Source organism: Collinsella sp. HCP28S3_E12 (assembly GCF_052065595.1).
Classification (GTDB): domain Bacteria; phylum Actinomycetota; class Coriobacteriia; order Coriobacteriales; family Coriobacteriaceae; genus Collinsella.
In genome coordinates this window covers 16,047-40,040 of record NZ_JBQHTS010000005.1, presented here as the reverse complement: position 1 = coordinate 40,040, position 23,994 = coordinate 16,047, and the positions used below count along the sequence as shown (strand labels likewise).

The 23,994-nt window shown below is 58.9% G+C and carries 18 protein-coding genes; 11 read left to right on the top strand and 7 right to left on the bottom strand.

Translation table 11 applies throughout. The features are described from left to right. Nucleotides 1–20: 20 nt before the first annotated feature. From ACTNBY_RS03165 to ACTNBY_RS03150, 4 genes are all read right to left on the bottom strand, one after another. Nucleotides 21–1,685: a PTS transporter subunit EIIC gene (locus ACTNBY_RS03165; protein WP_427727089.1), complete on the bottom strand. Its 1,665-nt coding sequence runs from the start codon at nucleotides 1,683–1,685 to the stop codon at nucleotides 21–23. Nucleotides 1,686–1,999: 314 nt separating this feature from the next. After that, entirely contained in the window at nucleotides 2,000–4,411 is a 2,412-nt protein-coding gene (gene feoB / locus ACTNBY_RS03160) for a ferrous iron transport protein B (protein WP_441063315.1), read from the bottom strand. Nucleotides 4,412–5,112: 701 nt separating this feature from the next. Further along, nucleotides 5,113–6,576 (bottom strand): basic amino acid/polyamine antiporter, encoded by a 1,464-nt coding sequence (locus ACTNBY_RS03155; protein WP_441063314.1) that lies wholly within the window; start codon nucleotides 6,574–6,576, stop codon nucleotides 5,113–5,115. 109 nt (nucleotides 6,577–6,685) lie between these two features. Next, nucleotides 6,686–7,462 (bottom strand): dimethylarginine dimethylaminohydrolase family protein, encoded by a 777-nt coding sequence (locus tag ACTNBY_RS03150; RefSeq protein ID WP_117583089.1) that lies wholly within the window; start codon nucleotides 7,460–7,462, stop codon nucleotides 6,686–6,688. Nucleotides 7,463–7,738: 276 nt separating this feature from the next. Between ACTNBY_RS03150 and ACTNBY_RS03145 the strand changes: the two genes are divergently transcribed. Continuing rightward, complete coding sequence (locus tag ACTNBY_RS03145; protein ID WP_441048862.1) at nucleotides 7,739–8,368, top strand: GntR family transcriptional regulator; 630 nt, start codon at nucleotides 7,739–7,741, stop codon at nucleotides 8,366–8,368. A 530-nt stretch (nucleotides 8,369–8,898) separates the two neighbouring features. On the opposite strand, the gene ACTNBY_RS03140 is transcribed toward ACTNBY_RS03145, so the two are convergent. Then, nucleotides 8,899–9,798: an alpha/beta hydrolase gene (locus ACTNBY_RS03140; RefSeq protein WP_427793558.1), complete on the bottom strand. Its 900-nt coding sequence runs from the start codon at nucleotides 9,796–9,798 to the stop codon at nucleotides 8,899–8,901. Nucleotides 9,799–10,046: 248 nt separating this feature from the next. On the opposite strand from ACTNBY_RS03140, the gene ACTNBY_RS03135 reads away from it, so the two are divergent. The 10 genes from ACTNBY_RS03135 (at nucleotide 10,047) to ACTNBY_RS03090 (ending at nucleotide 22,064) form a co-directional block, all read left to right on the top strand. Beyond that, nucleotides 10,047–10,610 carry a PTS sugar transporter subunit IIA gene (locus tag ACTNBY_RS03135; RefSeq protein ID WP_154514730.1) on the top strand — a complete coding sequence of 188 codons (564 nt, stop codon included), beginning with the start codon at nucleotides 10,047–10,049 and terminating at the stop codon, nucleotides 10,608–10,610. A 179-nt stretch (nucleotides 10,611–10,789) separates the two neighbouring features. Then, nucleotides 10,790–12,193: an asparagine--tRNA ligase gene (gene asnS, locus ACTNBY_RS03130; RefSeq protein WP_427795057.1), complete on the top strand. Its 1,404-nt coding sequence runs from the start codon at nucleotides 10,790–10,792 to the stop codon at nucleotides 12,191–12,193. A gap of 249 nt (nucleotides 12,194–12,442) precedes the next feature. Next, nucleotides 12,443–13,231 (top strand): hypothetical protein, encoded by a 789-nt coding sequence (locus ACTNBY_RS03125; RefSeq protein ID WP_427793561.1) that lies wholly within the window; start codon nucleotides 12,443–12,445, stop codon nucleotides 13,229–13,231. Between the two features lie 158 nt (nucleotides 13,232–13,389). Beyond that, on the top strand, nucleotides 13,390–14,370 hold the full coding sequence (locus ACTNBY_RS03120) for an ABC transporter substrate-binding protein (protein WP_427718396.1): 981 nt from the start codon (nucleotides 13,390–13,392) through the stop codon (nucleotides 14,368–14,370). 203 nt (nucleotides 14,371–14,573) lie between these two features. Then, nucleotides 14,574–15,497 carry an ABC transporter permease gene (locus ACTNBY_RS03115; protein ID WP_427718394.1) on the top strand — a complete coding sequence of 308 codons (924 nt, stop codon included), beginning with the start codon at nucleotides 14,574–14,576 and terminating at the stop codon, nucleotides 15,495–15,497. Next, nucleotides 15,490–16,284, top strand: a complete 795-nt coding sequence (locus ACTNBY_RS03110) for an ABC transporter ATP-binding protein (RefSeq protein ID WP_441048858.1) — start codon at nucleotides 15,490–15,492, stop codon at nucleotides 16,282–16,284. Before ACTNBY_RS03115 ends, ACTNBY_RS03110 begins: the two co-directional genes overlap by 8 nt. 116 nt (nucleotides 16,285–16,400) lie before the next feature. Then, the gene (locus tag ACTNBY_RS03105) at nucleotides 16,401–18,428 is read left to right on the top strand and encodes a bifunctional metallophosphatase/5'-nucleotidase (RefSeq protein ID WP_441063311.1); all 2,028 of its coding nucleotides are present in this window, start codon (nucleotides 16,401–16,403) and stop codon (nucleotides 18,426–18,428) included. A gap of 128 nt (nucleotides 18,429–18,556) precedes the next feature. Beyond that, nucleotides 18,557–19,324: a mechanosensitive ion channel family protein gene (locus ACTNBY_RS03100; RefSeq protein WP_427718391.1), complete on the top strand. Its 768-nt coding sequence runs from the start codon at nucleotides 18,557–18,559 to the stop codon at nucleotides 19,322–19,324. A gap of 116 nt (nucleotides 19,325–19,440) precedes the next feature. Then, nucleotides 19,441–21,357: a BMP family ABC transporter substrate-binding protein gene (locus ACTNBY_RS03095; protein ID WP_441063310.1), complete on the top strand. Its 1,917-nt coding sequence runs from the start codon at nucleotides 19,441–19,443 to the stop codon at nucleotides 21,355–21,357. After that, nucleotides 21,354–22,064, top strand: a complete 711-nt coding sequence (locus ACTNBY_RS03090) for a metallophosphoesterase family protein (protein WP_441063309.1) — start codon at nucleotides 21,354–21,356, stop codon at nucleotides 22,062–22,064. The genes ACTNBY_RS03095 and ACTNBY_RS03090 overlap by 4 nt, the downstream gene beginning before the upstream one ends. Before the next feature lie 50 nt (nucleotides 22,065–22,114). Here ACTNBY_RS03090 and leuB read toward each other — a convergent pair whose 3' ends face one another. Both leuB and ACTNBY_RS03080 read right to left on the bottom strand, forming a co-directional pair. Next, nucleotides 22,115–23,224, bottom strand: coding sequence for a 3-isopropylmalate dehydrogenase (gene leuB / locus ACTNBY_RS03085; protein WP_441063308.1), 1,110 nt, complete (start codon nucleotides 23,222–23,224; stop codon nucleotides 22,115–22,117). 69 nt (nucleotides 23,225–23,293) lie between these two features. After that, complete coding sequence (locus ACTNBY_RS03080) at nucleotides 23,294–23,806, bottom strand: 3-isopropylmalate dehydratase small subunit (protein WP_154514746.1); 513 nt, start codon at nucleotides 23,804–23,806, stop codon at nucleotides 23,294–23,296. Between the last annotated feature and the right edge of the window lie 188 nt (nucleotides 23,807–23,994).

Here is a 23,994-nt window from a genome sequence, read left to right as displayed (position 1 = left end):
TTGCAAACCACTTGCGCGTTTTACTCGTCACCGAGAACGTCGTGCACCTCAGAAGCGACTTCGCCGACACGAGGACCGTAAATGACCTGGATTGCCTTGTCGCTCAGGCGGATAACGCCCATAGCTTCAAGATTCTTGGTGAACACCTCGTCGTCTGCAACCTTAGAACCATCCTTGACAATCACGCGAAGACGTGAGATGCAGTTGTCAAGATCATCAATGTTGTCGGCTCCACCAAGCGCTTCGACAATGCCAACAGCAAGCGCGCTGTCCTTGGTCGCATGGCCCTGGACTGCCTTCTTGGGAGTGCTACCAGACTCGCCCTTTGCCTCAGCGGCCTTTGCCTCGAACTCGGCTCTGCTGTTGATCAACTCAATATCGTCACCATCATCTCGACCGGGCGTCTTGATATCGAACTTAGTAATAAAGAACCGGAAGAGGAAGAAAGCTGCCAGGAAAAAGGCGGGAAGCAGAATAAGGTACGGAAGCAGATTAAGCTTCTCGGGGCGGAATAAGAATGGGATCAGGTCCTTGATATTTCCCTGGTACACCGAAACGCCCATTGCCTCCGAGAGAACTTCACCCAGTCCAGAAAGCGGAGCATAAACGCCAAAGTAGAGCCAGGGGGCGGCAAACAGGAACGTAAAGAGAATCGGCTCCGTAACGCCAAAGAAAACAGTCGAAATCACTGTGGGGATTAAAAGACCGGCAACCTTCTTACGGTTCTGGGGCTTGGCACAAGACCACATAGCAAGAGCGATACCCGGGAACAATGCGTAATCGTTAATGCCATAGCCAGCCATGAAAGCCCTAACCAAGAGCTTGTCGCTGCTGGGAGAAGCGAGCTGTGCAAGCTGAATGGCGCTATTGCCCACCACGCGCGTTCCATCGACGACCATGGAGCCGCCAAGCTCAGTCCAATACATGGGCGTCTCGAGCAGCGGATGCAAGCCAAACGGCACAAGGCTCTCGAGCACCCAGCGATAGACAAACGTACCGAACAGACCGGAGCCTTTCACGAACGTCGCAATACCCGAAAAGCATCCACCGATGACGGGCCAGACGAAGTACATGATGCCGCCCAGGATGCCACCGGCGATCAGCGATACAATGGGGACCGTTCGACTACCCGCAAAAAACGCTAGCGCCGTTGGAAGCTTGGTCTTGTAAAAACGGCCGGTGATCCAGGCGACCAGGCAGCCCACGATAATGCCGCCAAAGACACCAGAGCTGTAGCCAAAAAAGCCGAGCGAGGTAGTGTAGAGTGCGGACTGCTCACTCGCCTGAATGGACGTAAGGCCGACGGCCTGAAGAGCTTCCACCGTTGTATTGTCGGCAGCCAAGCCAGCTGCTCCAAGCAGAATCTCAACCGTCTTGAGCATGGTGAGATAACAAACAAGGGCAGAAAAGGCAGCCCAGCCCTTCTCTTTGCGAGACAAGGAGAAGGCGCAGCCGACGGCAAACAAAACACCGAGGTTTCCAATGATTACCTCGCCGAGACCCTTAAATACCGAGAAGAACGTAAAGAGCGGCGAAGCGGCATACCAATCCCAATTAACGCCAAGGGACACAAGGGTCAGTTCGGTCGTAAAAACGCTACCGATACCCAAAAAGAGACCGGAAATGGCAATGAGCGTAATCGGAACGAGCATTGCCTTTCCGAACGATTGGAATTTTTCTTTCATCAATTCCCTCCTCAATGATCCTCTATAAACGACTATCGCGCCCCACGTCCCCACACAGGCGAAACGGAAGACATGTTCGGCAATAGAAGCAAGGTGATTGTAGAAAGGGGTACACAAAATGCGCATCGACATCGCGCAATACGGTTAAATCGACCGACGATTGCAAGTATTTACGAATCCGTAAACGGCAGCAAATCGGCAGCGAACGGCAATCTGCAGCGTAGGACAGTCCCCGCGGGCCGACAATTGCCGGAATTTTGGCTCATATTTATTGAATTGTTGCTCGCCCAAAAGCGCGGAGCATCAACGCACCCCTAAGCCAACCCCAGCAATATGCCCGCCGAATGCACGACAAACGCCACGATCCAGGCGACCGTCACCTGAAACGCGAACACGGCAACGGCATAGCGCGCGCCCAACTCGCTCTTGACGGCACCGATTGCCGCCACGCAGGGCGGGTACAGCAGCGTAAAGACCAAGAACACGTAGGCGGTAAACGGCGAAAACATGGTCGACAGCGCCGCGGGTGACGTTGCATCCAAAAGCACGGTGAGGGTCGAGATGACGCTCTCCTTGGCGATAAGTCCGGTGACGAGCGCCGTGGATGCACGCCAGTCGCCAAAGCCAAGCGGTGCCAACGCCGGCGCGATGATGCTACCCAGACCGGCAAGTAGACTCTGCGACTGATCGGCGACCACATTAAAGCGGATGTCAAACGTCTGGAGGAACCAGATGACCACGGTGGCGGCAAAGATGATGGTAAAGGCCTTGGTAATAAAGTCCTTGGCCTTATCCCACGCCAGCATCACCGTCGTCTTGATGCTCGGCAGGCGGTAATTGGGAAGCTCCATGATAAACGGCACCGGGTCGCCCTTAAATGCCGTGCGGTTGAGCACCAAAGCCGCGATGCAACCGACCGCAATGCCAATCAGATAGAGCGAGACCATGGCTGGGACCGTCGCCTGCGGGAAGAATGCTCCGCACAGCAAGCCGTAAACCGGCAACTTGGCCGAGCAGCTCATGAACGGCGTGAGCATGACCGTCATCTTGCGATCATGCTCGGATGGGAGTGTACGGGTCGACATGATAGCCGGCACGGTGCAGCCAAAACCGACGAGCATGGGCACAAAGCTGCGGCCCGACAGTCCAAAGCGACGCAGCACCTTATCCATGACAAAGGCCACGCGCGCCATGTAGCCGGAGTCTTCCAGAATGGAGAGGAACAAGAAGAGCACGACGATAATCGGCAGGAAGGTCAGCACGCTGCCCACGCCCGTAAGCACGCCGTCGACAGCCAGCGAGCGCACCACGTCGTTGGTTCCAAACGCCTTGAGACCCGCATCGGCCGAGGCGATGATGGCAGCGATGCCGTCCTCCATAAGTCCCTGCAACGCCGCGCCGATCACGCCAAACGTCAGCCAAAAGACGAGGCCCATGATCACCAGAAACGCCGGGATGGCCGTGTAGCGACCCGTCAGGATGCGGTCGATCTTAACGGAGCGCACGTGCTCGCGGCTCTCGTGCGGCTTCACCACGCAGCGCCCGCACACGTCGCCGATAAAGCTAAAGCGCATATCGGCCAGCGCGGACAGGCGGTCGGTGCCAGCCTCGCCCTCCATCTGGGTAATGATGTGCTCGATAGCGTCAAGTTCGTTGCGATCCAGGTGAAGTGCCTCGGTCACCAGCTCGTCGCCCTCAACCAGCTTGGTCGCCGCAAAACGCACCGGAATGCGGGCCGTCACGGCATGGTCCTCGATCAGGTTGGCAATGCCGTGGATGCAGCGATGCAGCGCACCGCCGTCCGGGCCATCGGGCGCGCAGAAGTCCAGGCGACCCGGGCGCTCGCGGAACCGCGCCACATGCAGAGCGTGATCCACCAGCTCGCCGATACCCTCGTTGCGGGCAGCGCTAATGGGGACAACAGGCACGCCCAACAGGCTCTCGAGCAGGTTGACGTCCACGGCGCCGCCGTTGGCCGTCACCTCGTCCATCATGTTGAGCGCGATGACCATGGGGCAGTCGAGCTCCATAAGCTGCAGCGTCAGGTAGAGGTTGCGCTCGATATTGGTAGCATCGATGATGTCGATGATGGCGTCGGGATGCTCGTCAAGGATAAATTGACGGCTGACAATCTCCTCGCCCGTGTACGGCGACAACGAATAAATACCGGGCAGGTCGGTAACGCTCGCCTCGGGGTGGTTACGGACAGTACCGTCCTTGCGGTCGACCGTCACGCCGGGAAAGTTACCAACATGTTGGTTGGAACCCGTCAGCTGGTTGAACAGCGTGGTCTTGCCGCAATTTTGGTTGCCGGCGAGGGCAAAGTGCAGCGGCGCGCCCTCGGGCACGGCCGTTTTTGCCGCGCGGGGCGAATACGTCCCCTCACCGAGCGCCGGGTGCTCCGTCGTGCCGATTGCGGCGTTAACGCGCGGGCTCGTATCGGTGTCGTGAATACCCACGAGCTCAATGCGAGCAGCATCGTCTTTGCGCAGCGTCAACTCGTAGCCACGCAGGCGAATCTCGAGCGGGTCGCCCATGGGGGCGTACTTCATCATGGTGACTTCGGTGCCCGGCGTTAAGCCCATGTCCAAAATATGCTGTCGGAGTGCCTGATCGTCCGATGCCACCGATGCGACAACGGCGTCCTTTCCAATCTCGAGTGTATCGAGCTTCACGTCCGTGTTCCTCCCCCGACGCCCACAGGGCGTTGCATTTATGTTCACCATTGCTAACCGTTTGCCATGGCTAACCAATTTTAACCATGCATGATAGCGCGAACATGCAGCGACGTTCAATCAACAGATTGTTGCAATGGGGACAGATCGCTTTGCCCAATAGATGCGATGCGGAACAACCAGGCGCGGGAGGGGATTCCGGGACACGGTTTCCCAGACGGCACCCTTTCGGAAACCGCACCCCACTATTCAGGCGAATTCCGGGATGCAGTTTCCCGATGGGGGCTCCTGGGGAAACTGCATCCCACTCCGAAACGCTAAAACGGGATGGGCTTTCCGACTGAGGTCTCTAGCGGAAACTGCGTCCCGGAATAGGCGCTCAGACTGGGACGTATTTTCCCGATCGAGCCCCTCGGGGAAACTGCGACCCGGAATCTGTGCCCGAAACGGGACGTGGTTTCCCCGAGGACCGAAACAGCCGCCCGCCCCTCGTCAAAATCATCCGCTTTCCTCCGTTGTATGCGGATCATCCAAGGAGTGTCCCAGAGTGCCGGCAATAGGAACGTCCCCAGCTGCCGGCAGCATTTCACCGTAACTGCAAAAACCCGCGCAGGCAACCGTAGTCACCTGCGCGGGTTTAGTGGGCGCTCACAAAGGTACGTTACAGAGGCCCACGTCAGTTATGGATTACCGAACGGCACCGGCACGCGATGCCTCAGTCGGCTTACCAAGCGATGAAGCTTACCGCAGTCCTAGACAATCGGCGCAATGCCGGCAAAGTGCAGATACAGCGAAATGATTGCTACGACAATGACCACCGCTGCAATCAGCTTGTCGTGCAGATGCGGAAGCACCGGCTTACCGCGACCTCGCTCGCCCAGCATATAGACGGGAATGGCCGGAGCAAAAAGAATCGTCGTGATCATAACGCCCTGAAGACCCGTCGACCACACCAGGAACAATGTGTAGATGAAGCCGAGCGTACCGAAGAAGCGGGCTTTGCCGACGCTGGGCGCATGCGGCCCGTCCAGACGCTCGTTCTTCCAGCCAATCACCATGTAATAGGCAGCCGAGCAGACATACGGAACCAGAATCGTGTTGACTGCGCAGCTATAGAAGAACTGGTAGGTGCTCGCCGCCACATACGACACGATCAAGAAGAGCTGCGTGATGCCGGAGCTCACAAGAACCGTTACCACCGGGGCGTCGTGCTTGTTCGTCTTGGCAAACGCCAGAGGGAAGGATCCCTGGCGCGCCGCCTCGAACGGCGTCTCGGACGCAATGATGACATAGCCCAGCAGCGCGCCGACCAGCGAAAGGATAACGCCAAGGTTTACGATGGCAGCGCCAACCGGACCGATTGCGCACTCGAGAATTCCCGCCATGGAGGGCGTTGCGAGCTGCGCCATCTCCTCGCGCGGCATAATGCCGAGTGACAGCATCGAGATGATCAGATACAGCGTAAATACAGCCGCAAATCCGAGCGCCGTCGAGCGGCCGACGTCACGCACGTACTTTGCACGGCCCGAGATAACGACAGCGCCCTCGATGCCCGTGAAGACCCAGACAAGGGCGATCATGGTCGAGACAACCTGCTCGCCAAAGCCAGGACCAGCCGGCTCTCCCCAGAAGTTGTCCATAAAGATATCGACGTTGAACTTACCCAGGAGCACGATGCTCAGCACAAAGAGCCCCAGCGGCACCAGCTTCGCCAACGTGACGATAGTGTTAATGCCCGCAGCCTCCTTAACGCCACGAAGCACAAGGACGGTAAGGAACCACAAAAACACGCTGGCGCAGACGATGGAAAGCAGGTTGTTACCCGCGCCAAACGCAGGGAAGAAATAGCCCAGCGCGCTAAACAGCAAGAGCGCAAAGCTCACGTTGGAAAGACATGCGCTGATCCAGTAACCCCAGGCGGAGTTGAATCCAATGTAATCGCCAAAACCGGCCGCAGCGTATGCATAGATGCCGCCGGTCAGGTCGGGACGAGCCTGAGACAAACCGTTGAACACCATCATCAGCGCAAAGACGCCGATAAAGCAAATTCCCCACGAGACGATAACCGCACCGGTATTTGCCCCGCCTGCTGCCATATCGCCGGCAAGCGAAAAGATACCGCCACAAATACTGGCGGTAATGACCATCATGGTCAGACGAAAGAGATCGAGGCCATTAGGGTCGATAATCTCGTCGTTTTGAACTTTAGAGGCCATTGTATGTGCACCCCCTTCATCATGTGATCGAACGAAAGATGACCCGGACGTCCCGAATCGGGTGCCGGGCCATCGGTCAAGCGATCATCAGACTGTTACAGCTATCGCGTTAGAAGCGCAGCGACAGGCAAGAAAGGCCGCCGTCGACCTTGCGATACTCGGAGGTATCGACGACGAGCGTCTTGTAGCCCAGATCCTGCACGGCCTTGAGCACGGTCGGATAGCCCTCGGCGACGATGACCGTACCGTTGACCCAGATGCAGTTGGCGCCGTAAGCCTCGTCCTCGGGCACGACGATCTTGTTGTACTGGGCAAAGTCGGGTTTATCGATAAACTCACCGGAAACGAGCATGTTGTTGTCCTCGATGTAGTTGACGCCCGTCTTGAGGTGTAGGACCTCCTCCAGCGGAACCTCGGAACCCTCGAGACCCCAGCCCTCGAGAATCTCACAGAACTGGCGGATGCCCTCTTCGTTGGTGCGAGCGGAGCGACCGACGTAGAAATGGTCGCCGACCATCATGACGTCGCCGCCGTCGAGCGTACCCGGAGAAACGATGTGCTTGACATGCTCGTCGTCAAAGAAGCGACGGACGGCTGGTTCGATCTCGTCCTTCTCGCCGTTGCGGCTGTCGGCACCGGGGTTGGTAATGATGGCGCCGCAGCGAGTGATGACGGCCGGATCCTCGACAAAGCAGCTGTCGGGATACTGCTCGAGCGCCGGCAGCACCGACACGTCAACGCCGCACTGCTCGAGCGCATGCTCGTAATCGTAGTGCTCCTCGATGGCACGCTCGTAGATGGGCTGGCCAAGCTCGGGGGCACTCGTGATGCCATTGCTCAGGGACTTGCCGGGACGACGGATGATGACGTGGCTGAACTTGGTCATGATGATCCTCCTTGGATCTCTTAGCAGAGAGCGGGACTTCTTTGCGCCCGCCTTCCTTTCGATGGCTTTATCTTAAGGCGGTTTTCCTATTTTGTATATTGTATACAATCCTGAACGGTAGGTATTCATCGGTAAGCGTATTCTCACCTATCGGCGCAAAGTAGCGCGATTTAACTGGTCGTTCTATAATTCAACTGAGCTATTCAAGCGAAACGTATTTAATTTTGAAAATATACAGTTGAGGAACACAAGCTCATGGAAACGCTCAGAAGACCCTTGAAGGATCATGTATACGACTATATTTCGAGCCGCATAGATGCCGGCGAGCTTTCGGCTGGCGACCGCGTGAGCGAGCAAGCGATCTGCGATGCCATGGGCGTGTCGCGCACGCCGGTTCGCGAGGCGCTCATTCAGCTGGCAAGCGATGGCTACCTGGACAATCTCCCCCGTCGCGGATTCCGTGTCCGTGGGTTCGATCAACAAAACGCCGTTGAAGTCTTTGAGATTATGGGGCCGCTCGATGGGCAGGCGGCATACCTCGCCTGTCCCCTCCTGACCAAAGAGGACATCATGCAGCTGAAGTTTTTGGTTGGGTCCATGGACCTTGCGATCCAAGGCGGTCTTATCCGAAAGTACGACGACATTCAGCGAGACTTTCATCTGACGTACTTCAACCGCTGCGGCAACGATCGTCTACGCGATATGATTGCGCAGCTCGAGCGCTGCTTTATCAAACGCGATTACGAGACTGTCGATCAAGAGACGGCGTGCAAGCTGCTCGATAAAGCCAATGCCGAACATGCCCATATTCTTGAACTGTTCGAAGCGCGGGACGCGGCGGGCGTGCGCGATTACGTACGCGATGTCCATTGGAACACGGAGAACGCCCAGTTCACCGTTTGGTAGGAAAGCAGCGGGCGGTAGCGGACCAATTCTTGGCACCGCCGCTCAAAATGATTCATTTCCCTCCGTCACCAAGGGATCATTGGTGCAATGGGAGCAGGTTACTTTGCGCCAATAAGTAGGATGCGGAGCAACCAAACGGCGGGACTCCGGGCCGCAGCTTCTCAAACGACACCCTTCCGGAAACCGTGTCCCACTATCCGGGCGAATTCTGGGATGCAGCTTCCCAATGGGGCCCCTTGGGGAAATCGCATCCCGGAATTCACGCCCGAAACGGGATGCGTTTTCCGGTTGAGGCATCTTGCGGAAAATGCATCCCAGAATCGTCGCTCAGACCGGGACGCATTTTCCCGATCGACCCTCTGCGGGAAACTGTATCCCACCTTGAGGGGCAAAACTGGGACGCGGTTTCCGGCCCAGGCATCAAAACGAAGTTGCGATGGAATAGTTCCTGTTTGGGGCTTTAACCAGCAAAAACAGGAACTATTTCACCGCAAGTTATGAGGAACGGGATGGGGCTGGCCCTCTTACTCTTACAGATGGCGCTCCAGGAAGCGGAAGGCTAGGCGAATCCAAGGGCGGACTGCCACCTGCTTGTCCTCGTTGTCGACCGCGGTATTGGCATTGCCGAGCGAAAGGCCGTGACCGCCTTGGTCAAAGACGTGCATCTCGCAAGCGACGCCCTCCTCGGCCATGCGCTGAGCAAACGGATAGACCTGCGCGATCGGCGCCGTTTTGTCATCGGACACGCCCCACACAAAGGTCGGCGGCATCTGGCGCGAAACATGCGTGGTAGGGCAGATATCGGCCAGGTGCTCTTCGGTGGCCTCGCCACCCGTCACCATCGACAGGTAGTCGTTGAGCAAATCGCGCCCCGTCTTGCCACCTGTCTTGGGCACGCGCAAGTCGATGCGCGGGTCGCGCGTCTGCATGTCGCGGACATAGGCAAAGTCGAGCAATGGATATCCCAGCACCACGGCATCGGGACGAATGTCGTCCGGACGCGCCCCGGCAAGTGCCGCGAAGGGACCGGTCTTCCACTGCGTTGCCAGCGAGGCGCAAATCATGCCGCCCGCCGAAAAGCCCACAACGCACACGCGCTTGGGATCGACATGCCACTCGTCGGCATTCGCACGAACCGTGGCGACCATCTTGGCAAGATCTGCCTGGGGGTGCGGAAAGCTCACGTCACCCGTGCCACTCGTGACATAGTTGAGAACAAAGGCCTGGTACCCGTGATCCAAAAAGGCAAACGCCACCGGATCCTGCTCATGCGGGGCGATGTGCGTAAACGCGCCTCCGCCGCAGATGATCACTGCCGGGCGACGACCATTGGGCTTGCCGGGCAGCGGTTCGGCCCCCATATAGGTAAACGTCGCCGGATATTCCTCGGTCGGCTCCTCGCCCCACAGCGCATGGCTCTCGACGATCATATATGCTCCCTTCGCGCGATTCGTGCGCACGTTATGTATCGCCTTCAAGCGTACCCCACTTGGACGCACGGCATCGAAACGTATCCGCAATAAGTTTCCCTTCAACTGATATATCACATAATCCCAGCTCAGGGCCGTCGTTGAGCAGCGTAAAATAGAGACGCTGACCGAGCCGGTAAACACACACGAAACGTTTCCGGCAAAACTACGCGTGCGCCACATGCGCACTTGATACGTTGGAGGCATCTATGGGTCTGCTCGATTCGCTCAAGTCCACGTTCAACTCGTCGGGCGAGGCGTCCGTACCGCCCGCAGCAAGCTTCGCCACCCGCGAAGGCGTCATCTACGCTCCCGTTAACGGTGTGCTCGTCAATCTAAACGAGATTCCCGACGAGACCATCGCCTCGGGTATGCTCGGCCAGGGCTACGGCATCGAGCCCATCACCGGCACCATCTATGCTCCCGCTAACGGCCGCATCGGCGCCACCACCGTCACCAACCACTCTATTGGCATGATCACCGAGGACGGCCTTCGCGTGTTCATCCATGTCGGCCTGGGCACCGTACAAATGAACGGCAAGGGTTTTGCCCGCTTTGTCGAGATGGGCGATGTGGTCAAGGCAGGCCAGCCGCTCATCAGTTTCGACCGCGATGCCATTAAGGCCGCTGGCCACGAGGACATCGTGACCGTCATCATCTCCGAGCTCGATCGTCTTAAGAGCATCGACCATGTCGGCGAGTCTGGAACGCTTATCGGCGGCAACCCGCTCGTCAAGCTGGGCGACCCGCTGCTGGTGGCTAAGACCAAGTAACGAGTCCTGCGCCGTACAGCCAATAGGCAACACGCCAAGCGCCCACGACCATCTGGCCGCGGGCGCTTTTCGTTTGAAAACCGTCCCGTCAATACCTTATCTGTATAGCCCAAATGAGCCGAGCTGCTAGAATATCGAACTATATGGATAACTATCATTCAACCGCTATGGGAGGATATGTGAACCGCACCAAAATCGCGCAGCTCTATGCCGATGCCGAGTCGCTCGGCGGCAAGACCGTCACTGTCGCCGGCTGGGTCAAGTCCGTCCGCGACATGAAGAACTTTGGCTTCGTCACGCTCAACGACGGCAGCTGCTTCCGCGACCTGCAGGTCGTCATGAACCGCGAGACGCTCGGCAACTACGACGAGATCGCCCACCAAAACGTCTCGGCTGCACTCATTTGTACCGGCACCGTCAAGCTGACCCCCGATGCGCCCCAGCCTTTCGAGCTTTCTGCCACCTCCATCGAGGTCGAGGGCACGAGCGCCCCGGACTACCCGCTGCAGAAGAAGCGCGCAACCGTCGAGTTCCTGCGTACCCAGCAGCACCTGCGCCCGCGCACCAACCTGTTCCGCGCCGTGTTCCGCATCCGCTCTGTCGCGGCTGCCGCCATCCACCGCTTCTTCCAGGAGCAGGGCTTTGTCTACGTCAACACCCCCATCATCACCACGAGTGACTGCGAGGGCGCCGGCGAGATGTTCCGCGTGACCACGCTCGACCCCAAAAATCCGCCTCTCACCGCGTCCGGAGAGGTCGACTGGAGCCAGGACTTCTTTGGCAAGCATGCAAGCCTTACCGTGTCCGGCCAGCTCAATGCCGAGAACTTTGCCATGGCCTTTGGCGACGTGTACACCTTTGGCCCCACCTTCCGCGCCGAAAACTCCAACACCACGCGCCACGCCGCCGAGTTTTGGATGATTGAGCCCGAGATGGCCTTTGCCGACCTGAACGACTACATGGATAACGCCGAGGCCATGCTCAAGTACGTTCTTAAGGACGTTATGGCCACTTGCCCCGACGAGCTCAACATGCTCAACAAGTTTGTGGACAAGGGCCTGATCGAGCGCCTGAACCACGTGGCCAACTCCGACTTTGCCCGCGTCACCTACACCGAGGCCGTCGAGATCCTGGAGCAGGCCGTCGCCGCCGGTCACAAGTTTGACTATCCTGTCAGCTGGGGCATTGACCTGCAGACCGAGCACGAGCGCTTCCTGACCGAGGAGCACTTTAAGCGCCCGACCTTCGTGACCGACTACCCGGCCGAGATCAAGGCCTTCTACATGCGCATGAACGACGACGGCAAGACCGTCGCCGCCGCCGACTGCCTGGTTCCCGGTATCGGCGAGATTATCGGCGGCTCCCAGCGCGAGGAGCGCCTGGATCTGCTCGAGGCCCGCATCAAGGACCTTGGCATGGCCCCCGAGCAGTACAAGTACTACCTTGACCTGCGCCGCTATGGCTCCTGCAAGCACGCCGGCTATGGTCTGGGCTTCGAGCGTTTGGTCATGTACCTGACGGGCGTGGGCAACATCCGCGACGTCCTTCCGCACCCCCGCACCGTGGGCAACGCCGATTTCTAATCGCCACAGCTCCGTCCCGCGCGTTACAGCGTGTCGCACCAGCGCCTCTCGGCAAGCCGAGGGGCGCTTTTTCAACAGTATCCGTCAAGCTTTTGTCAAGCTTTTGGTCAGCTGATCAGGGCTGTTGAAAACTCGACCCGCCGCTTGCCGACGACTACCGACCACCCAGAGTGCCCTGTGCCCCTAAGCAAACCCCGTGTCCTAGGCTCCGTAGCGTCATCACCCAAAAACGGAAAGGACGTGAACGCAATGGCCAAACCCGCTGTTGAGAACTACGAGGCCACGACCAGGGGTGCTGCTTCCATGGCAGCCTATCGCGCTGTGCGCATCCTGCAACTCTTAAGCGAGCATACCGGTGAGGACAAAGCGCTTCCTCCCGATGAGCTGATCGAGCGCCTCGCCCATCCCGACGACCCCGCTCGCATGCCCATCTCGGCAGCGCGGCGCAGTATCCATACCGCGATTTCCGCCCTGCGACATGCCGGATACGAGATTGAGTACAAGCGCGGCGCGGGTTACCGACTTCTCACCCGACCGCTCTCCGACGAGGAAATCATTCGACTCCATGGCATGGTCATGCGCAACCGCTCCACACCCATCGCGACCAGGAAAAGCATAGCGCGCCATCTGGTCGCCATGGCAAGCGCCGACGTTCGCGGCTATCTCGATACGTCCGAGCCGGCACCAAGCGCAGAAGGCAAACCCGCCAAGACCACGCGACCGCCCGCCAAACGCATCGATACCTGCGAGCTCATCGAGCGGGCCATCGACCACGGAACCACGGTGAGCTTTGACATTTCAAGCGTCACGACACATGACAAGATCGAAGTGACGCGGATGACCGTTCGGCCTTTTGCCATCAAACAGCGAGACGGCGTCTCGTATCTGCTGGGAACGGTCGTCGACGGGCACGGCTCCGACGACACCCTACGCACCGTCGAGGTCGGCCGCATGAGAAACGTTAGCACACGCCTGCTCGACGGCAAGAAGCTCTTTGCCGCGCTGGACGAGGGGGAGCGGCCCGCGCCCGCCGCCTAAGTCTTGCCGTTGCCCGCCAAATCCCCCGCCGTCCATCCGGTTCAGTATTAAAAAACCCGACAGGTTGTTGAAAAAATGGGCATCGGCGCTACTATAGACCCACTTGCACTTTGTTTGAGTGCAGTGTTTCCAGCAATTTCTATACTGGGGGTAATGACATGAACGACATCACCATCAGCCGCAGGAGCCTTCTGGTCTCCGCCGGCCTGCTCGCACTGGCCCCGCTCGCCGGATGCGGCGGCAACTCTGGTTCCGGCTCTGCAGCCGCCGGTTCCGACTACACCATCGGCGTTCTGCAGCTCACTGAGCACTCCGCGCTCGACGCCGCCAACGACGGCTTTGTCAAGGCCATCAAGAAGAGCGGACTCAAGGTCAAGATCGACCAGAAGAACGCCCAGAACGACCAGTCCACGTGTAAGTCCATCGCCGACAAGTTTGTGGGCGACAACGTCAACTTGATCTACGCCATCGCCACGCCTGCCGCACAGGCTGCCGCCGGCGCCACGGCCGATATCCCCATCGTAGGCTGCGCCATCACCGACTACGCCGCCTCCGGCCTGGTCCAGGACAACGACAAGCCCGGCACCAACGTCACCGGCGCCTCCGACCTCACCCCGGTCGCCGAGCAGCTCGAGATGATGCAGAAGGTCCTGCCCGACGTTAAAAAGGTCGGTCTGCTCTACTGCACCGCCGAGTCCAACTCCGACGTCCAGATCAAGGCCGCCAAGAAGGAACTCGACAAGCTGGGCCTGGAGTACACCGATTTCACCGTCTCGAGCTCCAACGAGATCCAGTCTGTCGTCGAGTCTGCCGTAGGCAAGGTCGACGCGCTCTACTCCCCCACTGACAACACTATCGCCGCGGGCGCTTCGCAGGTCGGTCAGATCTGCAAGGAGAACAAGCTTCCCTTTGTGACCGGCGAGGAGGGCATGTGCATGGCCGGCGGCCTGTTCACCCTTTCCATCAACTATGAGGACCTGGGCTACGCCGCGGGCGAGATGGCCGTTAAGATTCTGAAGGGCGAGGCCAAGCCCGAGGATATGCCGATCAAGCACCTCTCGAGCAAGGATCTGGTCGTCGTCAAGAACGACGAGATGGCCGAGGCCCTGGGCATCGACCTTTCCGCTCTAGACGAGTAGCGCCATGCGCGGTAACGCAGCTAGGCACGCGCTTGCGCCATAGCTGTGTTATTCAATATCTGAGTCATTGGGGCGAACGCTAAAGACCGGCGTTCGCCCTGCTTGTTTTTGGTAAAACAAAATGTCCGTCCGCTGCTCTTTTATGCATTGGTACCGCTATTATGGAAAATCACGTGTCCACCCTATCCTAGGAGGTATGAAGCATGCTCATTGCATTGCAGGGCGCCGTTTCGCAGGGTGTCCTCTGGGGCATTATGGTGCTTGGCGTGTTTATCACGTTCCGCCTGCTCGACATCCCCGATATGACCTGCGACGGCAGCTTTGCCCTCGGCGGCTGCGTCTGCGCCGTGCTCATCGTCAACAACAATGCCGACCCGTTGCTCGCCGTTTTGGCCGGCATGTGCGCCGGCGCCATTGCGGGCGCGGTCACGGGCATTCTGACCACCGTCTTTGAGATTCCCGCGATCCTCGCCGGAATCCTCACCCAGATCAGCCTGTGGTCCATCAACCTGCGCATCATGGGCAAATCCAACACGCCCATCCTTGCCAAGGGCACCGTGTTCTCGGCCGTCAGCAATATGACGGGCCTGCCGCAGTCCACCGTTGCCATCATCCTGGGCATCTTGCTCGCCGTGGCTATCGTTGCCATCCTGTATTGGTTCTTTGGCACCGAGATCGGCTCGGCGCTGCGCGCCACCGGCAACAACGAGTACATGATCCGTGCCCTGGGCGTCAACACCAACTCCACTAAGATGATCGCCCTCGTGCTCTCCAACGCCCTCATTGGCCTTTCGGGCGCGCTCATCTGCCAGAGCCAGAAGTACGCCGACATTGGCATGGGCACCGGCGCCATCGTTATCGGTCTCGCCGCCATTGTTATCGGCGAGGTGCTCGGCCGCCTGCTGCCCGGCGGTCTCACGCAGTTTAGCGTCCGTCTTGCCTCCGCCGTCTTTGGCTCCGTGGTGTACTTCCTCATCCGCGCCATCGTGCTGCAGCTGGGCATGGACGCCAACGACATGAAGCTGCTCTCCGCCGTGATTGTCGCCGTGGCCCTATGCGTGCCCGTGGTTTGGGAGCGCTATAAGCTCCGCAGCTCCTACACGAAGGGGGATGAGGCAGATGCTTAAGCTCTCGCACGTCAAGAAGACCTTTAACAAGGGCACCGTCACCGAAAAGCGCGCTCTTACCGGCGTCGACCTTACCCTCAACGATGGCGACTTTGTAACCGTGATTGGCGGCAACGGCGCCGGCAAGTCCACGCTGCTCAACATGATCGCCGGCGTGTATCCGCTCGATTCGGGCGTTATCGAGCTCGACGGCACCGATATCTCGCGTCTGAGCGAGTCGCAGCGTGCCAAGTACCTGGGCCGCGTGTTCCAGGACCCCATGCGCGGCACCGCAGCCGACATGCAAATTGCCGAGAACCTGGCACTCGCCAAGCGTCGCGGCCAGCGTCGCGGCCTTTCGTGGGGCGTCACCAAGGCCGAGAAGGACGAGTACGTCAAGCTGCTCAAGCGTCTGGACCTTGGTCTGGACACGCGCCTCAACGCCAAGGTCGGCCTGCTCTCGGGCGGCCAGCGCCAGGCACTCACCCTGCTCATGGCCACGCTCACCAAGCCGCGCCTGCTGCTGCTCGACGAGCATACCGCGGCACTCGACCCCAAGACGGCCTCTAAGGTGCTCAATCTGACCGAGGAGATCGTCGACGAGAACCACCTGACCACGCTCATGGTCACGCATAACATGAACGACGCTATCCGTCTGGGCAATCGCCTGATCATGATGCACGAGGGCCACGTAATCTACGACGTGGCGGGCGATGAGAAGAAATCGCTCACCGTGACCGACTTGCTTCAGAAGTTCGAGGAGGTCTCGGGCGGCGAGCTCGCCAACGACCGCATGCTGCTGAGCTAAACCTACCAAAAAGGGACAGGTTGATTTTGGCAGGTTTTATCTGCGCAGACGTCAAAACCGCCGCAAAGGGACAGACACCTTTGCGGCGGTTTTTGTTAAAGAGTAAGGAGGCCGCCATGAAAAGACTCCCCCGCCTTGCGTTAGCTGCCGCGTTGTTTGCTGGCGCGCTCACAGGCATCCCAAGCCTCGCTTTCGCGGGGAACCTGCCCGCCGCTATTGACGGCTCCGTGGCCGTCATGCACACCAATGATATCCACGGCAGCTACAAGTACAGCTACAACCCAAGCAAGGGTACCGGCACTGTCGGCTTTGACGGACTGGCGGTTCTCTATAGCGCTCAAGGCAGTGCCCCCGATCTTTTGCTCGATGCGGGCGATACCTTCCACGGGCAGTCCTTCGCCACTATGAGCGAGGGCAAAAGCATCGCCGAGCTCATGGACACCTTTTATGCGAACGGCTACGACGCGACCACGCCGGGCAACCACGACTGGAGCTACGGCGCGGACAAGCTCCGCACCATGACCGGCTACAGCACCACCGGCACGCCCTTCGCCATGCTCTGCGCAAACGCGAAGTCTACGATCGGCGTATGGAGCTCGAGCATCACCAAGACGCTCGACCGTACCTGGGAGGACAGCGAAGATCACTCCACATTCGACTACAAAATCAAGGTCGGCGTCGTGGGTGCCATGGATGAGTCGCTGGGATTCTCACTGCGCGAGGGCCTTGTCCAGGACACGTCGTTCTCGGATGCGGCAGCCGCCATCAATGCCGAGGCCAAGCGACTGCGCGAGGATGAGGGCTGCAACGTTATCGTCTGCATCGCGCACACGCTCAACGCCAAGGCCTTTGCTGCAAGGCTCGTTGGGGTCGATGCACTGGTCGCGGGCCACGAGCACATCAACTTAGACGAAAACGTGACGGGGGCCGACGGCAAGCCGGTCCGCGTCGTCGAGGCGGGCAGCGCCTTTGCCGAGGTCGGCCTGCTTTCCATTCCGTACAAGTACGACACGAATGGCACCGTGACGACCGACGATGACACGGTCACGATCCCCGCAGACGACAGCGACGAGAAGCTCTACACCGCCAAGAACGTCAACGACCTTTTGGCAGACCCCGACAAGGGCGCCTTCTACCAGAGTCAACTCGATGAGGTTCGCAATAACAAAATCAAGCCACTCGACGACGCCTTTAAAATCGAGTCGAACAAAGTGATCGGCACATCCGCCACTGACTATTTCTACGGCGAAGACGCCGCGGGTACGCATGGCTGGGAGATGGTGCGCACCACCGATTTGCGTCCCAGCAAAGCGAGCGACACCACCAAGGCCCAGACCATCGGGCATGTGATCTGCGGCTCTTATCTTGCCCTGACGGGGGCAGACCTCGCCATCGAAAACGCGGGCGGCATCCGCGGCGGCATCGCGGCGGGCGATGTGACCGCCGGCAACGTCATCGCCATCTCGCCTTATGGCAACACCGTGGAGACCTGGACCATGACCGGTGCAAACTTCCTCGCAGCGCTTGAGCACTCACTGCAGATCAGCGACGATTGCAATCACAGCTACGAGCTTCAGCAAGCCTACGTGGCAGCCGGCCATACCGAGCAGGAGGCGCAAGACAAGTACAAGTGGCGCGATGACTCTGGCAGCGTTCTCTCCTTTGGCGGCATTAACGTGACGATTGATTGGACGCAGCCCGAAGGCAAGCGCATTGTGAGCGCCACACTCACCAAGGATGGCAGCGCGCTCGACCCCGCCAAGAACTACGCCGTCGCCACCAACAACTACATCATTACCAACACGACCGACTTTCCCACCTTTGCAAAAGCTAAGAAGTGCGCCGAGTGGAGTACGTGCGAGGCAGCGCTGAGGGCACTGATCGGGCAGGACGACTGGGAGAACAAGATGGCCTCGCTCGCGGGCACCATCAGCTTTGGCTCCGCCGAGAGCCCCGCACCCCATCCGACCCCAACGCCTGAGCCCTCATCCAACCCCGGCACGACGACCACGCAGATCACCACCAAGAAGACGGCCGGTAAGCTTGCCGCAACGGGAGACCGTACGCTGACCGTGGTCGGTGCATGCCTCATCGGCGGCGTCATCGTCATCATGCTCGGCATTATCTGGAAGCGCCGCCGCTAAGCTACACCGCCGGGCCTTGCAGCCCCGCCGTACAAACCTTATATCGAGCGCAAAAGCCCGTCCGTTTTGATCGGACGGGCTTTTTGGTGGGTATCATGGTTGAACGATCTTGAGGAGGTTTTCCCTACATGGAATTGTTTGAGCCGATTCTTCATTTCTTTGAGCAGCGGTGGGTCCACAACATCATCTGGGCTGGTATCTTGGCGATAGGCACCGCCGTCGCCGCCAAAGTCGTTTCCAAGACGCTGCGTCACCTGCTCAACCGCGACGATAACCCGCTTCCGGCATCGAGTATCTTCATCAACATTGCGCGCGCCGTCATCTGGATGATCGGCGGCAGTTTTATCCTCGACAACTGCTTTGGCATTAACGCAAACGCGCTCGTCGCCGCTCTTGGCGTCGGCGGCATTGCCATCTCGCTCGGCTTTCAGGACACGCTGTCGAACCTTATCGGCGGCATGCAGGTGACCTTTATGGGCATCATCAAGCCCGGCGACAATATCGAGGTCGGCGGCGTGTCGGGCGTGGTACAGGACATCACCTGGCGCCACACGACCATCGAGGATGCCTACGGGCAGACCATCATTGTGCCCAACTCCAACATCTCCAAGGACACGCTCGTGCATCTGATGCCCTTTGGACGTGTGGCCGTGCCCGTTGCCGTAAAGGACACGTCTAAATGGGCTTCCCTTGACGCGCTGGCAGACGAGCTGACCAGCGCCACCAAGGCCGCCGTGCTTCCCATCTCGGGCTTTGACCAGGAGCCCTACGTGCTCTTTAGCGAAATCGGCGACTTTGGCATCAAGGGCAAGATCATCTTTATCGTCAGTGACGACAGCACCACACTCACCGCTGCCGACGCCTGCATCCGCGCTATCGCTCCCATCATCGCCTAAAGCACCACAAAGGGGACAGTGAACTGCCTCCCATTTCCTTGACATCGGAAAATGGGAGGTTTTCATTCGTGGTACCATAGTTCATACAGTTGTTTAAACGACTAAGGGAGCAAACTATGGAAGAGGCCTACCGTCAAGCACGCAAGCGCGGCGAGCAAGGACGTCGACGCGCCATTAGCCAAAGCGATCATCCATACCTTACGGACCTCGACAGTTTGGTTGCCCAGCTCCCCCTAGGTCAGCGAGAGAATGTCGGCCTGCGGGATATTCCGCTCGAAATGGTTGTCGGCACGGTTACCAAGGGCCGTCAGTCCGCCTTTTCATGCAACTTTATGCCCCTGCTGCCGTTTAGCACCGAGTTCGCCCGCAAGTGGTCCAACCTCTACGACATTCAGGTAACCGAGGGCTATCGCGACCCCATCATCGTCACCGAGTTCATGCATCGGTTCTATGTCCAGGAGGGCAACAAACGCGTCAGTGTCCTCAAATTCCTGGACGCCCCGACGGTTTCGGCTAGGGTGACCCGTCTCTATCCCGGCAAATGGGATTCCGTCGAAAGCCGCCTGTACGGAGAGTTCTGCGCGTTTTGGCGCGTCTGCCCCCTATACGAGATCGAGTTCTCGCGCGAAGGAAGCTACGAAACGCTCGCCAAGATGCTCGGTCAGAACCTTATCGAAAAATGGCCCCAGAAAAAGGTCGATTACCTGCGCCACACCTTCCTACTCTTTAAGCGCGCCTACCTTCGCGCGGGCGGCGACCACCTGGACATTACGCCCGCCGACGCCATGCTCGTCTACCTCAATGTGTACAACCAGGACCGCCTGCTGGATACGCCGACAGATATCGTCGTAAACCGCCTGTGCAAGATCTGGCGCGAGCTGGTCATCGCCGGGAAAAGTGATGAGGACAAGGTCGATCTTGTCGAAGCGCCGAACGTCGATGAGGAGGAGTCGCCCGCCAAGTCCACCTCCGGTATGCTCAACTTCTTTATGGGCAAGACCGTCTATTCGGCGGCCAACCCCCTGCGCATCGCCTTTATCCATGAATTCACCTGTGCGACGTCGAGCTGGGACAGCCTGCACGACCAAGGGCGTCAGTATCTCGATGAGCACTTTGGAGGTATCGTGCGCACCGAGGCGTTTGAGGACTGTCACGATCCGGACGTGTTCTACGCCGCCGTGGAAACGGCTGTCAAACATGGAGCAAACGTCATCTTCTCGACCTCGCACCGCCTGATGGAATACACGCTCAGGGCTGCCGTTGAATATCCCCGGGTTCGGTTCCTTAACTGCTCCATCGGCCTTCCCCACCAAAGCGTCCGTTCGTACTTTGGCAAGATGTACGAAGCCAAGTTTCTCCTGGGCGCCCTTGCCGCCAGCATGGCGGACAACCACCGCATCGGTTACCACGCGTCGGTCTTCGCCTCGGGTGCACTCAGCGAGATCAACGCCTTTGCGATTGGTGCCTCGCTGCTCGACCCCCGTGCGCAAATTATCCTGACCTGGGGCGATGTGCCCGCCGGAGGCCTTGCCGAAGCCATGTGCCGCGAAGGCGTGAGCGTCATGACCGGCGCCGACATGTCAAAGTCGCTCGAAGACCCCACGGCCTACGGACTCCACCGCCTGGTCGATGGCAAGGTTGCCGGCATTGCCATGCCGGTATGGAACTGGGGCCGATACTACGAGCTTATCGTGCGAAGTCTACTGCATGGCACCTGGGACGAGACCAGTGACGACAGCCAGGTTCGCGCCGTCAACTACTGGTATGGCATGAGCTCGGGCGTTATCGATATTCGCTACGCTCCGGGTCTGCCCTATCAGACGCGCAAGCTTGTTCAGCTCCTCCGCAATGGCATCGTCGAGGGCTCCATCAATCCATTTGGCGGCGAGCTCCATAGCCAAGACGGCGTGGTGCAGATTGAGGGCTTTCCCCCACTGCCGAGCACGCAAATCGTCGAGATGGACTGGCTGGCAGACAACGTGGTGGGCACCATTCCGCAGCCTGACGATGAGCCGAAGGTCCGTGCTCTATGAAAATCCTTGCCATAGCCGATACCGAAGAGCGATGCCTGTGGGAGTGCTTTCGCAAGGAACGCTTTGAGGGTGTCGACCTAATTTTGTCCGCTGGCGATCTGGACCCGGACTATCTTGAGTTTTTGGTCACGGTCATCAACAGACCGCTCATCTACGTGCGTGGCAATCACGATGACCGCTACGCGCGTCATGCACCGGGCGGCTGCATCTGTGTCGAAGACACCGTGTACGTGTATCGCGGCGTCCGCATTGCGGGGCTTGGCGGCTCCATGCGCTATCGAGATGGCGCTAACATGTACACCGAGCGCGAGATGGCCAAGCGCATGCGTAAGCTGTCCCGCAAAGTGAGGATGGTCGGCGGCTGCGACATCTTGCTCACCCATGCGCCCGCCGCCGGCATGGGCGATCTGGACGATCTGCCACATCGGGGATTCGAATGCTTTAACACAGCGCTCGAGACATGGAATCCCGACTACATGGTGCACGGGCATGTGCACCAATGCTATGTTCGCGACTTTCAACGCGAACGCCAGCACGCATGCGGGACGACGATTATCAACGCCTGCGGCTATACGCAGCTTGAGCTGGACGAGGCGCGCTACCCCATCCGTGGCTGGCAGGCAGCCTGGCTCAATTCGCAAACCATGCGCCGCGAGCTCAAGCGCCACGAGGCAATCGAGTCCTCAACCGCCAGAACCCCCTGGTAACCACCACAAAGGGGACAAGCACCTTTGTGGTGGTTCCGGACATCTCGACGCTACAGCGCGGCGATGACCTTATCGCCCATCTGGGTCGTGCCGAGGATCTTATCGGCAGGGGTACTGGCATCGGCAATGTCGCGGGTACGCCAGCCTTCGTCAAGCACACGTGCCACGGCATTTTCGATCCAAGCAGCCTGCCCACCCATGTCGAGCGCGTACGTGAGCAGCATTGCCGCCGACAGGATCTGCGCGAGCGGGTTAGCGATACCGAGCCCCGCGATGTCGGGCGCGCTGCCGGCGCTCGGCTCAAACAGCGACACGCCATCGCCCAGCGAAGCCGAGGCAAGCATGCCGAGCGATCCGGTAATCTGCGCCGCCTCGTCGGAGAGAATGTCGCCGAACATGTTCTCCGTAACTACGACGTCAAAGTCGGCCGGTCGGTTAATGAGCTGCATGGCGGCGTTGTCGACGAGCAGGTCCTCAAGCTCTACATCTGGATACTCCTCGTCATGCACGCGATGCACGACCTCACGCCACATGCGGCTCGTCTCCAATACATTGCGCTTGTCCACGCTTGTCACCTTGCCGCGGCGCTTGCGAGCTGCCTCGAACGCCTGGCGGGCGATGCGCTCAACTTCGTACTCGCGGTACTCCATTACGTCAACCGCGCGCTGGCCAGCCACACCGTCGGTGCCCGCACCGCCCTCGTCATAAAAGCGCTCGTGCTTGCCAAAGTAAATGCCACCGGTAAGTTCGCGGACAAGTACCATGTCAACGCCCTTGATGACTTCGGGACGAAGCGTCGATGCGCTGGCAAGTGCGTCGTAGATTTTTACGGGGCGAAGGTTGGTATAGAGGCCGAGTTCTTTGCGGATACGCAGCAAGCCTTGCTCGGGGCGCGGGGCCGCCGGATCGGTCGAATCCCACTTTGGGCCACCGACGGATGCCAACAGCACGGCGTCCGACGCCTTTGCCGCCACAAGGGTTTCATCGGGCAGCGGATTGCCGCACGCATCGATCGCCGCGCCACCAATCAGGTGATCCTCAAAGGCAAACTCTACGCCAGCGCGCTTGCCCACGGCAGCCAGCACCTTCTTACCCTCGGTAATAACCTCGGGCCCAATGCCGTCACCAGGAAGACAGCAGATCTTATAGGTCTTCTTCACGTTGCAGCTCCAGCTTTCGCTACTCGGCCCGTTTGCAAACGGATTATCCAGCTTGACCGTCATAATCGCTTACGCCTCCTGACCCTTTGCCGCGACAATCTTGGCACGCGTGCGCGCAACCAAACCGCCGGCCTCGATAATCTCGGCAATAAATGGCGGGAACGGCTCAGCTGTAAAAGTCTCGCCAGTACGCTCGTTGGTGATGACACCCGCATCGGTATCGACCTTCACGGTATCGCCGGCACAAATCGCATCGACAGCTTCGGGGCACTCCATAATGGGCAGGCCCACGTTAATGGCATTGCGATAGAAGATGCGTGCGAAGCTCTTGGCAATAACACACGACACCCCTGCAGCCTTAATGGCAACCGGGGCATGCTCACGCGAAGAACCGCAACCAAAGTTCTCCTCAGCCACAATGATGTCACCAGGCCTCACGGCAGAGGCAAACGCGGGATCAATATCCTCCATAGCATGCGCCGCCAAGTGCGCATGATCCGACGAGTTCAAATACCGAGCAGGAATAATCACATCAGTATCAACGTCACGACCATATCGAAAAACCGAACCTTCAAAGTTCATATCATTCTCCGTTCAAAAATGGAATGCGGGGGATTTGATATTTACTTACTTACTCGGACAGTCCTGCTCGCACGGAGAGCACATTAAGTGCTCTCCGGCTCGTGCGGAACTCGACGCAAGCAAATATCAAATCCCTCGTTCGCGTTTCGGCTACAAAAAAGCTAATGGAAAGTTAGCGTTCGCCTTCG

Excerpts from the sequence above, each read along its gene's own strand:
- ACTNBY_RS03115 (WP_427718394.1), top strand. The coding sequence starts at position 14,574 with ATGCTCATTGCATTGCAGGGCGCCGTTTCGCAGGGTGTCCTCTGGGGC.
- ACTNBY_RS03135 (WP_154514730.1), top strand. The coding sequence starts at position 10,047 with ATGGGTCTGCTCGATTCGCTCAAGTCCACGTTCAACTCGTCGGGCGAG.
- ACTNBY_RS03140 (WP_427793558.1), bottom strand. The coding sequence starts at position 9,798 with ATGATCGTCGAGAGCCATGCGCTGTGGGGCGAGGAGCCGACCGAGGAA.
- ACTNBY_RS03100 (WP_427718391.1), top strand. The coding sequence starts at position 18,557 with ATGGAATTGTTTGAGCCGATTCTTCATTTCTTTGAGCAGCGGTGGGTC.
- ACTNBY_RS03155 (WP_441063314.1), bottom strand. The coding sequence starts at position 6,576 with ATGGCCTCTAAAGTTCAAAACGACGAGATTATCGACCCTAATGGCCTC.
- ACTNBY_RS03090 (WP_441063309.1), top strand. The coding sequence starts at position 21,354 with ATGAAAATCCTTGCCATAGCCGATACCGAAGAGCGATGCCTGTGGGAG.
- ACTNBY_RS03165 (WP_427727089.1), bottom strand. The coding sequence starts at position 1,685 with ATGAAAGAAAAATTCCAATCGTTCGGAAAGGCAATGCTCGTTCCGATT.
- ACTNBY_RS03080 (WP_154514746.1), bottom strand. The coding sequence starts at position 23,806 with ATGAACTTTGAAGGTTCGGTTTTTCGATATGGTCGTGACGTTGATACT.
- ACTNBY_RS03120 (WP_427718396.1), top strand. The coding sequence starts at position 13,390 with ATGAACGACATCACCATCAGCCGCAGGAGCCTTCTGGTCTCCGCCGGC.
- ACTNBY_RS03110 (WP_441048858.1), top strand. The coding sequence starts at position 15,490 with ATGCTTAAGCTCTCGCACGTCAAGAAGACCTTTAACAAGGGCACCGTC.
- ACTNBY_RS03105 (WP_441063311.1), top strand. The coding sequence starts at position 16,401 with ATGAAAAGACTCCCCCGCCTTGCGTTAGCTGCCGCGTTGTTTGCTGGC.
- ACTNBY_RS03095 (WP_441063310.1), top strand. The coding sequence starts at position 19,441 with ATGGAAGAGGCCTACCGTCAAGCACGCAAGCGCGGCGAGCAAGGACGT.
- ACTNBY_RS03125 (WP_427793561.1), top strand. The coding sequence starts at position 12,443 with ATGGCCAAACCCGCTGTTGAGAACTACGAGGCCACGACCAGGGGTGCT.
- ACTNBY_RS03150 (WP_117583089.1), bottom strand. The coding sequence starts at position 7,462 with ATGACCAAGTTCAGCCACGTCATCATCCGTCGTCCCGGCAAGTCCCTG.
- feoB (WP_441063315.1), bottom strand. The coding sequence starts at position 4,411 with ATGGTGAACATAAATGCAACGCCCTGTGGGCGTCGGGGGAGGAACACG.